Here is a 12,683-nt window from a genome sequence, read left to right as displayed (position 1 = left end):
AATTATTTTTTATATAAAATAAGATTTTCTCTAATGTAATATGCTTTAGAAGAACCCAAATCTACCATTACATTTAAAAACCATAAAAATTCATTTAGTAAAGATTCATCCTCTTTTATTTGCTTGATTTTATCTTTAAAACCTCTCATTATTAACTTTTCTCCATAGTAATAATTAATATTAAGTAATTTTTTTACATCTGATTTAAAATGTTTAGTAAGGACTTTTATTCCTTCTGGCATTAAACTTTGAAAACCTATTCCAGACAAAAGTTGCATTAATGCTTCAACATTAAGATAACTTAAACTTTCAATTTTTTTCAAATAAATACTTGATATATTATCTTTCTTTAGTACAAACCAATCATCAGCTTCATATTTCCACTTCCCAAAAAACAAATATTCTTGATTATATAAGTTAGTGATATTTTTAATTTTAAAATAAAGCACATCCCAATAATTCCATAGGTTATTTAGCATTTTTTCGTTACCGTTATTGCTATCAACTTTGTAATAAAACCATTCAACAATTTCTTTTACATATTTGGTTACATCATATTTTAGTCTAAGATCATCATTTTTAAAATTCGCTCCTGCATCTAAAATATTTTCAAAAAAAGATTTTGTATTTTCATTAAACGGAATTTCAAACAAAAAATCAATTATGGTTTCTTTAGTTGTAAATCCAATTTTATGATAATCTACTACTGAAGAGTACCTTTGTTTCTCCAATAAAAACGATTCTATATGTGCGTTAAAAATTAATTCTAAAAAAGTATAAGAAAAATCAAATTCTTCATAAATCGGGAAAATATCTACTGCTTTTTCTAATTCCCAATGAGAGTATTTTGAATAAGAAAGGTTAGTTAGTTCATAAGCGTTTTCATTATTATCAATGAAGTTTAAAATTTCATTTTCTTCATTTTCAATTTTTTTAATTTCTTCATCAGAATATCTATTATGTCTAGGATATTTTTTGAAAAACTCAGCATATAATATTATTCCAATAAAACAATTATAAGCATACTGATAATCAGCAACCCAAGCAAATTTTCTAAAAGAATCATATAGATGTTTTAGATCAACATCCAATTCTTTATTTAAATCCCTTAAAAAGAAAAAAGTAAGAGCTTTAATGTCATTTACTTGTTGCTCTGTCAACCTGTCTTTAAAATTGAGCAGTTTGGGTAATGCACCATATACCGAATGATTATCATAAATACTAACAGAAAAATCAAAATTCTCAAAATTGAATCGTTCATTCTTTTTTCGGTCAAAAAGCTTTTGAGCAATTTCTATGATGGTGTTTACACAAAACTCAAATTCATTAGCATTTAATTCATCACTAAATAAGTCAAATCCTAACGTTGCTAAAGTACCTATCGGAAAAGCATTAAAAAAATCAATTTTCGATTGATCATAATTTAGATAATATTCAAAACATTCTTTCCAATATTCATAGGTTACATTTTCCTCTGATTTCTTTTGAAAGGTTTGGGAAATCCATAAACTATATTTTGAGTATTCATTTTGAACATTGCTTTGCTCCTCATTTTTTTGCATCTCTTTTTCTAAGGTTGAATCAACAGCATAGTTTGGAGAAATCTGAATAGCTAAATTGCCATCGTGTTCTATTTTTTCTATATTTTGCTTTCTAATATCAATTTCAGACAACAATTTTAAAAAATAAACGTCTTCTTTATCATGTTTACTTTCCATGTAATCAAACATCTCAAAGAGTTTTCCGTTAAAGTTGCCATATAATATTTGATATTCAATTAAAAAACTTGTTAAACCCCTATAATATTTTTTTCTGTGTGCCCATTGTGATGCTTCTTGTCTTTCTTTATCACAAAGCCTCTGTTGCCAAGTGGCGTGAGGTAGTCCGAGTAATGAATTTCCACTATAATCGCTCATCCATCTACTACGATCCCAATTGAAAAAATTTTTATCAGATATTAATGGTAAGAATTTGTCCCCAACTTTGTTAGGATATGCCATTGCAATACTTGATAGTACAGAAATAAGAATTACAGAATTGCTTTTGGTGTATATTTCATCAAAAAACGATTGTATTATTTCATTAATTTTTTCTGATTCTATCTGACCTAATTCATATAAATATTTTTCTAAAGCAACTACAACAGACTGTAAAAGGTCAGGTACAGTTATTTGACCACCCCTATTGACTAACCATAAATAATTAGAACCATGAATTGGATATATTTGTCCATTATATAATAAATCAACAGCAGTTATATCATCTGCTGTTCTTCCAAAAGCATCATCTTTTAAAAAATCTGATTTCACATAATTTTCCGCACATTGATTTGTGAAATCAATAATAAAATCTAATGCTTTCCAAGGATTTGAATTAAGAAATTTATAGACAAATGTTTGATAAGCACTTTCTGGGAAATACTTAAAATTGTGCTTATTGGTAATTCCAAAATGATGCTCTATACCTGATTCATAATGCTCAAAACCAAATCGACTTGTAGATTTTACTTTTTTGTATTTCCATTTAAGATTAGCCAATGCAATAAGTTCTTCGGGAAAGTATTTTGGCAATGTTCCTGTATGAAAATGCGATAAAGCATATTCAATCTGCTTATCCTTTTTATTTCTTATTTTGTAATCTTCGTCTTTATTTTTGATGAAAAGGTTATCTAATAAAATTTTAATTTCTTCTGGGATATATTCGGACAAATTATAAAGTAGTTGTATGCCTTTTTCTGTTAATGAGTTGCTTTCCCCAGCGTTCATCCAATCAGTACCTTCTTCAAAATTATGTAAGATTGTATTTACAAGTTTCCCAACATATTTCGGCGTTTCCTTATTCGTTATTTTTCCAACATACAAAATGTTTTCCCAATCATATAAAAGCCTTAATATTTGAGTTTGTATTTCAGTTAATTCATTTACGTTTTCAAATAAAAATTTTACTACGACATCCCAACCCTTATTGTTTGGAGATTGATTAAAATCTTTACCACTAATTTTAAGCAGGTGAATAACTCTTTTAAGTAATTTTAAATTATCCTCTAACAATTCATCTTTATGTTCGCTAAAGAATTTATCACATAAATCTGATTTAATAATTGAAATTAAAACCTCATCTTTCCAATGGTTTTCGATTGATACATTGTTAATTGTATCAATCACAAAGTTATAAATCCAACTTTCAGATTCTTCAATCTTTGATTCAACCCATAATCTAAAACCTCTTCTTATAGCAGGCTCATTAGTCAACGAGCTATAAAAAACATCTATTTTGGGGTTGTCAATTTTTAAACAGTTTACATATTTAATCAGTCCCCAATCTTCAAAAATATCATGTGACGGAGCATATAAATTATTTTCTTCAAACAAAACTCCTTCTGACTTAAGTCTATATACAGTTTCTGAATCAAATTCGTTTGCAGTTGTCAGTAATGTCAAATTTTTTGCCCTTTTTACAGCAATACCTACAAAAGTATTTTGCCTTTCCTCTTCAAATGGTGCATTACTACCACCAACAATATTTTTCCAAAGTTGCTTTTTAAATTCCACCACATCAATTATGGATAAATCTTCATCTGAAGCAGTGATTAGTTTTTCTGCCAATGACAAATATTTTGGGGTTCTAATAATTTCAGCAAGATTCGCATTTTGAACTATGCTATCAAGAGCAGGAATTTTTTCAACAAAATATTGTAATTCTTCGTCATTAAGTTGAGGAACATTTATAATAGCCGAATTATTATGTAGTAATTGTTTATCAAAATAGTTGAATTTCAATGTTTCTAAAGCATAACTTCTACATGAAACAATTAGTTTAATGTCCTTGTTTTCCCTTAAAACGGCAACAAATTCTCGGAATGATTCTGCATCTCCCTCTAATAATTTTTCAAAACTATCAATGTATATCAGCTTATTTGAAAACTCCTCAAACTCATTAAAAATTTCCTCGATACTTAAATCGACATTAATTTCATGGAGAGTGTTGATAAGTGAACTTTTTAAAAATTGGTCAGCTGCAAAAGAAATAATACAAGTATCATCGAGAGTTTCTAAAATATGTTTTGCATAGGCGGATTTACCTGAACCTGCTTCGCCATCAATAAAAAGAAATTGGTTATTTGTTATAATTTCTTCAATAGGTAAATCAGTTAAGTTTCTTTTTAGAATATGCCCTGAAATATCTGATTTAATTTTGTTTAAAACATTCTTTGTTTGTTTTACAATACTTTTTAATCCCGCTTTATTATAAGCAAGATTGAAAATTATTTTTTGGATGAAATTATTATCCCCATTAATAAAATCCCCACCCTCCGTGTAGATGATTGATTTACTAATAATATTTTTACCCGACTCCATCAACTATGACATTTGATTACCATCTCCATTAATAAAATTACCACCCCCAGTATTTACATTTCCAGTAATCACATTCTTGCTGTTATTTATATTATTTTCAATTTTTGGAAGTTTATCTAAAAGTTCATTCAAATAGCTTTCATATTCAGGATTATCCTCAATAGAATTTTCAACTAATGTCTTAATGGCAGTTTGTTTTTCCACATTTTCAGGTTCATTAATTAATTCTTTCAATTCTTTTTTGGGTTCGTCATCTTTAAAGAATAAAGATTTTAACCAACTAATACTTCCTGATGTAAGTTTTTCACTACTTGTTTCTACTATTTTATCTGCACCCTTTTTAGCTAATTCGATTAAAAAAGGATATAAAACTACTAAAGTTGTTGTTGTCAATAATGGCATAATACTTTGTTTTAAATTGATTTTTAATATTTTACAATCAATATGCCACTTGTTAAATCTGTCAATATGGCATTTTTAAACTAAAAAGGTACAGAATTTTTTCTGAACTCCAATTTTTTTAATTTTCTTTGAATAACAATATTTGGACATTCAGATTATGACTTAAATTTAAAAGGAAAAATGAAAGCTTTAATAAAACTCAAAAAGTAGTAATTATTATTCATATCATAACTCACGTTTGATTGCGATTTCACCATATTTATTGACTTATAATGATGTATAATTTTTTCTGGTAAAAGAATTTATTGAAAATTCTAGTAAACTAAAATAAATCATATAATAAAATATATTTTATCAATATTTTACACAACAAAAAAACATTTTATATATTTGCTATAGTGCAAAGTAAAGGGAAGCATCAATTTTACAATACTTTTTAATTTGTTGCACTTATGTTGTACCAATGAAATAAAAAAAAGCCCAAAAACTATTTGTTTAAAGGCTTTACAGGAAATTTATTTTAACTTCGTCAAGACTCCAAAATCACCACTGTCTGTGGCTAGTTTTATAAGCGAAATTATTCACACTGCCAAAGAGAGCGGTCTTCGTATTCCAAAACGTGTCATTTCATGGGTTACGTCATCAGTATTCCTTAGTTCTATAGTTGAATATAAGGTATGATGACGGGTACAGCTTTATGCTTTACCACATTATGGTAATAGAATATAGTTAATAAACGCTCTCATTAAACGCACTCTCGGTTTAGTAATTAAAAACTTAGAGATAATTAGCACAATACTAAATACAAAACCCTACATCAAGTAGGGTTATATTTAGATATCTTATTTTATGCAGGAACTTTTGGCTCTTCCTCTCGTTCCCAAAATCGATGCTTTTGGAGAGCAATTACAAAATCATCAAGATTCCCATCCGTTATTACTCCGGCAGTCGGTAATTCAACCTGTGGAATCGCTTTAATTAATAATTCAGCAGCATCTGCATCTGCACCAATAGGCTTACAGTGTTTGAAGGCTTCTGCTACAAAATGTAGAGCATCTGCATTTGATGAAAGGGTAGCAACACTATCTCCACCCGCAACATATACGGCATCGAAAACTACAGACGATGCCGTTAACAGGCTTTCACAAACGGGATATAGATCACCACTTTTTGTAGTGACAAATCCATGTTTTAGGGCAATAATATTCACTACGGCATCCATATCACAAAGCTGTTTTTTAATTTCTGTAAAAGCAGAATCATTCACACCATCTGCAGTCAAGAGGGCAATTCTTCTTGCTTTAATGTTGGTAGGTAATTTATCAGCTTGGCTTACAGCTGGAGATTTATCTATAGGGAGTTTATTACTAAATGAATAAAATTCTTCCAGATTTCCGTCCGCAGGAATACTTCCTGTAATCGGCTGCGGAAGTTTTTGAGGAGTGAGACCAAGATGATTTCCAACGATGGTGGCCAATTCTACACTCACTTCCAAAAGCATGTTGACGACTCTTTGGCGAATCGGAACCAATTTTACTTTTCCCAGCTCAAAGGAAAACGCATTTTGAATATGTCGCTTCTCATGAGGGGTCATACTATTATAAAATAGAGCAGGTTGACTGAAATGGTCAAAGAAACTCTGGCTTCTTTTCCTAATTTTTGACGAATCCACACGTTCATTGAAAGAATGAAATCCACCTTCCTTCATCATCGCTTGGAAAGGACAGCCTCCGCCAATCGAATTGGGATGGTAATGTGCTTTACCTTTGTTAACCTGCATTCTGTGCATGCCGTCACGCTGATTGTTGGTAATTTCATGGATGGATTTGTTGATGGGGATTTCGTGGAAATTAGGGCCCCCAAGTCTTGAAATCTGTGTATCAGTGTATGAAAAAAGTCTACCTTGAAGCAAAGGATCATTGCTGAAATCAATTCCCGGAACAATATGCCCAGGATGGAAGGCCACTTGCTCTGTCTCAGCAAAGAAATTATCAGGATTTCGGTTAAGGGTCATTTTTCCAATAATTTCTACGGGAACCATTTCTTCAGGAATGATTTTAGTGGGATCCAATAAATCAAATGGGTATTTATGTTCATCTTCCTCTGGAATAATTTGTACGCCAAGTTCCCATTCAGGATAATGACCTGCTTCTATGGCTTCCCAAAGATCGCGACGGTGAAAATCGGTGTCTTTTCCCGCAATTCGCTGAGATTCGTCCCATGCCAATGAAAGTACTCCCTGCAAAGGTTTCCAATGAAACTTCACAAAATGAGATTTTCCTTCCTCATTAATAAATCTAAAGGTATGGATGCCGAAGCCTTCCATGGTTCGCAAACTCCTAGGAATAGCTCGGTCGCTCATAAGCCACATAATGTTGTGCATGGATTCTGGCATAAGAGAGATAAAATCCCAAAAAGTATCATGAGCGGAAGCCGCTTGCGGAATTTCATTGTCTGGTTCTGGCTTTACGGCATGTACAAGATCAGGAAATTTCATCGCATCCTGAATAAAAAATACAGGCGTATTATTGCCCACCAGATCATAAATCCCCTCTTGTGTATAGAACTTTACCGCAAAACCACGAATGTCACGGGGCATATCTGTCGAGCCTCTGCTTCCTGCAACAGTAGAAAAACGGGCAAAAACGGGCGTTTTATAAGAGGTGTCATTTAAAAATTTTGCCTTGGTATATTTTCCCATAGATTGGTATAACTCGAAAACACCATGTGCACCTGATCCTCTTGCATGTACAATTCTTTCAGGGATTCTTTCATGGTCGAAATGGGTAATCTTTTCTCTTAAGATAAAATCTTCAAGCAACGTAGCGCCGCGTTCTCCGTCTTTCAATGAATTCTGATCGTCATTGATTTTCAGTCCCTGGTTGGTAGTCATAAATTCTCCTTGGGTATCTGTGGTATATTGTGACAATTGTTCCTGTTTAGGATTTGCACCGTTTTCAAAGGGTTCTTTTTCTTTGGGTTTCATAATTTTATTTTGAAAAGTTAAACAGCTTTAATATTTTTAGATGGCAACAGATCCGTCATGGCCTGTGAATTAAGATTGGTATCTGCTATGGAACTCAATAAACAGTCAGATTTTTTTTCTTCACCTAATGTTCTCAAGAGTAAATCTAATGCTGCTCTTTCATTAAGTGTTTTGGCGTAAGCACAAAGGGTACCATATGAAGTAATTTCATAATGTTCAACCTTTTGAGAGGCGGCAATGATTGCGGCGTCTCGAACTGCTCCTTCTTCAGTGTCTTTTAAAATTTCGTCACCTTCCTTCAATATTCCCTCCATGGCGAAACATTTTTGGGCTTCTGCTTTTTCTCCCAATTGTTCAAAAACTTGCTCCAGACGGATAACATGTTCTTTAGTTTGAGCAAGGTGGTCTTTAATGGCGGTTTTAAGTCGAGTGTCCCTCGCATTTTCAAACATTTTTGGAAGAGCCTTAACCAATGTATTTTCTACCCAATACATATCCTTAAGTCCCTCTATAAATATATCGTTCAAATTTTTCGATACGGACTCTGCTAAATTTTTCTGATTTTTCATAATAATATTATTAAATGGGTTTTGGCCAAAGTTATGTGAAGGGTTTTACAAAAATTTATATAATTATTTGTATTTTATATATAATTCACGTCCTGTTATTTAGGTAAATTAATATGGAAATAATCAATGGAATGAGGAGTAAGTAAAATGCTTTCATTCAAACAGTTCAGTCCTTTCTGCTCGATCGCCTTATAGCTGGTTTCTAACTGAAACTAAAATAAGTAGTGTCAAAAAAACGATTAACATAACTTATGACTTGGGTTTGTAATACGTACCTTCAATAAAATAATTTACTCAGTCTTCGTGAAGTTTTACAAAAAACTCATTACTTATTTTAAAATTTAACCCACACCCTTCAACCCATACCCCTCAACTCATTTTCCTTATAATTATCCTTCCTTATTGTTTTAGGAGATATAAAGTTATTTTTTTGCAACTATTTATTTATAAAATGCTCTTGAAATAAATAAGGGATAATAATGCTAATTATGTTTAATCAATTGTAAATCAATAATTTGTATTTTGTTAAAGAATATATTTTAAACTATTCTTTAATTTAATGTTCGTATGTTACACTTTTTATGGAATTATTTTCATTCTAATCAGGGTTTCATAATCACTTCAGTCTGGCAGTATGTTATCAGAGTAGTGTTTGGGTTTTAATTATTTGCTCTCATGCCAATAACCATAATTTAAAACTATAACTTCAAATACAATCAGATACGTTTATAAAAATGAAACTTGTTTGACAAATAACATTATTAATTTATCTAAAACTAATAAAGATTTACTAAATTTGCTATACGATTTGAGTAAAATTGTAACATTTTAATAGGTGGAATATTCGGTTACCTAAAAATAATTAAAATCTGTAAGCCCTTGCAGTAAGCAGATTGAAGAAAAAAAATATATTCCTGGAGAAACCACAAGCCGCTTCTTTTTAGAAGCGGTTTTTGTTTTTATATGGGTTTTAAATATTTATTTTAAATCTAATTTTGTCCGTCATTATTTGTCGTTTTGCTTTCTTACCTTTGTCATAACCTTAATCTATATTTCTATGGCAAAAAACGAACAAATGCTCAGATTGCTCTTTATAGAAGAGTTTTTACGAAGACGAAAAGACAAAGGTGCCACTTATCCAGAAATTGCAGATTATCTAGAAATGCAGTTTGCAGAAAAAGGACTAGAACTCAAATTTACAGAACGTACCTTTCAGCGAGATAAACTGGCGATTGCAGATGTTTTTGGGATTCAGATTTCTTATTCCCGAAAGAGGAATGCCCATTTTATAGAGGAAGAAGAACTAGAACTTTCCCAAGAAAGCGTTTTCGACCAATTGCTTTTGGTAGAAGCTTACCGCGAAACCAAAGGAAAAGCAGATGTCATGTTTTTTGAGCCTAGAAGAGCCAGAGGTTTAGAACATCTTAACGGTTTGATTCATGCCATTACTCAAAAGAAAGTACTATCTTTTAGTTATCAGAAATTTTGGGAAAACGAAAAATCCAGCAAAGTAGTTATGCCTTATGCTTTGAAGGAATTCAAAAACCGTTGGTATCTTTTGGCCGCCGATTATCAGTCCAAAAACCCCTCTTTTTTTCTAAAAACTTACGGACTAGACCGCATTTCTGACCTCAATATCAGCAATACTTCTTTCAAAAGAGAGAATATTGATATAGAAAAGGCTTACAAAAATTCTTTTGGCATCATCAGTACTTTGGGCAAAGAAACACAGGAAATTTTGTTGAAATTTGACCGTGAACAAGCCAATTATGTCAAAGCTTTGCCACTGCATCATTCCCAAACCGTAATCGCTGAGAACGAAACGGAAACCATTTTTAAGGTGAGTTTGGTTCCTACTTATGATTTCCAAAGGGAGATTTTATCCTATGGAAAACGTGTGCAAGTTTTAGCCCCTGAAAGTTTTATCCAAGAACTGAAAGCAGAGGTAGAAATTATGCTGAAAAATTTTTCAGAATAATCACACTTCTTTACCTGTCAAAATCGGCTATTATTTGGGTTTTCCTTCGTGTTTGCTCGTAGTTTATTCGTGTTTCCTTCGAATCAAGCTCGGAAAAGTACCATAAATTACGAACAAGTCATGAACAAACCTAAAACTTGACTGCTCTTTGACTCGAACTTAAAAGCAAGAAAAATGAATAGGTTTTATGATTTTTAGCGCAATGCGTTTTTCCATAATTTTGTTTGAAAAGGATTTGATATATTTGTTAAAACTAATTAATGAAAACTTTGATAAAAAGAATTTTAAAAATTCTTTTTAATTACATAAAGCTCGGTCTAATATATGCTTAACTATTACTATTCTGATACAATTAATGATTTTCTTGAGAAATCACCTGAAACAATAATTGGTGAAATTTCTGTAAATGGAAGATTGGGTCATATTAATACTGAATTATACGCTTGGGAATTTCAAATCAGCCTTTTAAAAGAAATTTTAAAACAATTTAATGGGCATTTATTTTTTGAGTTCTCCGTTCCAAGGATGGGTAAAAGAGTAGATTGTATATTAATTATTAAGAATATTGTTTTTGTAATTGAGTTTAAGGTAGGAGAAAAAGAATTTTTAAATCACAATATTGAACAAGTTTGGGATTATGCATTAGATTTGAAAAATTTTCATCAACCAAGTCATGAACTTTTACTTGTTCCAATTCTAGTTGCTACCCATTCCAAAAAAATTCCATTAGAAGTTATTTTTACAAGTCATAATGATAACTTAACAAGTCCATTAAGAACAAATGCGGAAAATTTGGGGACGACTATTCAAGAGGTAATTAAATTTTATCAATCTACAGAAGAAATTAATCCCAATGAATATCTAAAAGGGAGTTACTCTCCTACACCAACGATTATTGAAGCTGCAATTAGTTATATAATAATCATAATGTAGAAGCTATAACTAGAAATGATGCAGATGCAATTAATTTAAATTATACTTCAAATTATATTTCTGATACAATAGATTACGCTAAACAAAATAATAAAAAAGTAATATGCTTTGTTACAGGTGTTCCTGGTGCAGGTAAAACTTTGGTTGGCTTGAAAGTAGCAACTGAACATTTAGATAAAGAAAAGGGAAATACAAGTGTTTTTCTATCGGGAAATAAGCCTTTGGTAGATATTTTACAGGAAGCATTAGCTCGAGATAAAATTGGGCAGGAGAAATTAAAAGGCAATAAAATAACCAAAAAAAGTGCTAGAGAAAGTGTAAAAGCTTTTATTCAAATTATTCACCATTATCGAGATGAATATTTAAGAGATCCTAAAGCTCCTTATGACCATGTTGCTATTTTTGATGAAGCTCAAAGAGCTTGGACAAAAGAGCAAACTGTAAAATTTATGCAACAAAAGAAAGGCATTTCTAATTTTCAATATTCTGAACCGGAATTTTTAATTTCTTGTTTGAATAGACATCAAGATTGGGCTGTGATTGTATGTTTGGTAGGAGGTGGCCAAGAAATTAATACAGGAGAAGCTGGTATTTCTGAATGGCTTTCAGCCGTTAAAAACAAGTTTAAAAATTGGGAAACTAGAATTTCTCCTAATTTAATTGATACAGAATACAATGCGCAAGAATCAATAAAAGAATTAGAATTGACTAACAAAGTTGTTTTTGATGATAAATTACACTTATCAGTTTCCATGCGCTCTTTTAGAGCAGAATATTTATCAAGATTTGTTAAAGAGATTTTAGATTTCGATGAAAATGCAAAAGAAACTTTGAAAAAATTGAAAGGTAAATATCCTGTCGTAATCACTAGAGATATAGAAAAAGCTAAAAAATGGCTTAAAGAAAAAGCCAGAGGTAGCGAAAGATATGGTATTGTGGTTTCTTCACAAGCTTATCGATTGAAGCCATTAGCAATAGATGTTAAAACTCCTATTAATCATGTCAATTGGTTCTTGGATGATAAATATGATATTCGTTCATCTTACTTTTTAGAAGATGTAGCAACGGAATTTCAAGTACAAGGTTTAGAATTAGATTGGGTTTGTATAACTTGGGATGCAGATTTAAGATATTCAAATGAAGGTTGGAAAACATTCTCTTTTGTAGGAAATAAATGGCAGAATATTCATAAAAATATCAGAAAAAAATATCTCATTAATGCTTATAGAGTTTTGCTTACTAGAGCAAGACAAGGAATGATTATAGTAGTTCCCGAAGGAAATGTGGATGATCATACAAGACAACCGGAATTTTACAGTCCTACATTTGACTATTTAAAAAGTTTAGGAATTGAAATTGTAGAATAAATATAGAAACTCTAATCAAAAAACTAACCAACCAAGGCCATTGCAAAAGACGGAATTCTAGGAGGGTTTTCTGGGAAAGTAGGCAATGTA

7 protein-coding genes are annotated in these 12,683 nt (G+C 31.1%); 3 read left to right on the top strand and 4 right to left on the bottom strand.

The annotated features are described in order from the left end of the window. Positions 1-2 precede the first annotated feature (2 nt). From N7277_RS11210 to N7277_RS11195, 4 genes are all read right to left on the bottom strand, one after another. The gene (locus N7277_RS11210) at positions 3-4,358 is read right to left on the bottom strand and encodes an nSTAND3 domain-containing NTPase (protein ID WP_274779620.1); all 4,356 of its coding nucleotides are present in this window, start codon (positions 4,356-4,358) and stop codon (positions 3-5) included. Positions 4,359-4,361: 3 nt separating this feature from the next. Further along, the gene (locus tag N7277_RS11205; RefSeq protein WP_274779619.1) at positions 4,362-4,760 is read right to left on the bottom strand and encodes a hypothetical protein; all 399 of its coding nucleotides are present in this window, start codon (positions 4,758-4,760) and stop codon (positions 4,362-4,364) included. A gap of 847 nt (positions 4,761-5,607) precedes the next feature. Next, entirely contained in the window at positions 5,608-7,746 is a 2,139-nt protein-coding gene (locus tag N7277_RS11200) for a catalase (protein ID WP_274779618.1), read from the bottom strand. A 17-nt stretch (positions 7,747-7,763) separates the two neighbouring features. Continuing rightward, positions 7,764-8,315, bottom strand: a complete 552-nt coding sequence (locus N7277_RS11195) for a YciE/YciF ferroxidase family protein (protein WP_274779617.1) — start codon at positions 8,313-8,315, stop codon at positions 7,764-7,766. Positions 8,316-9,372: 1,057 nt separating this feature from the next. On the opposite strand from N7277_RS11195, the gene N7277_RS11190 reads away from it, so the two are divergent. From N7277_RS11190 to N7277_RS11180, 3 genes are all read left to right on the top strand, one after another. Further along, the gene (locus N7277_RS11190) at positions 9,373-10,293 is read left to right on the top strand and encodes a helix-turn-helix transcriptional regulator (protein WP_274779616.1); all 921 of its coding nucleotides are present in this window, start codon (positions 9,373-9,375) and stop codon (positions 10,291-10,293) included. A gap of 324 nt (positions 10,294-10,617) precedes the next feature. Further along, positions 10,618-11,226, top strand: a complete 609-nt coding sequence (locus N7277_RS11185; RefSeq protein ID WP_274779615.1) for a hypothetical protein — start codon at positions 10,618-10,620, stop codon at positions 11,224-11,226. A 5-nt stretch (positions 11,227-11,231) separates the two neighbouring features. Continuing rightward, positions 11,232-12,593, top strand: coding sequence for a DUF2075 domain-containing protein (locus N7277_RS11180; protein WP_342455298.1), 1,362 nt, complete (start codon positions 11,232-11,234; stop codon positions 12,591-12,593). The last annotated feature ends 90 nt before the right edge of the window (positions 12,594-12,683 follow it).

Source organism: Cloacibacterium sp. TD35 (assembly GCF_028864635.1).
Classification (GTDB): domain Bacteria; phylum Bacteroidota; class Bacteroidia; order Flavobacteriales; family Weeksellaceae; genus Cloacibacterium.
Note: the sequence above shows the minus strand (reverse complement) of the source record. Positions and strands in the feature narration are given on the sequence as shown.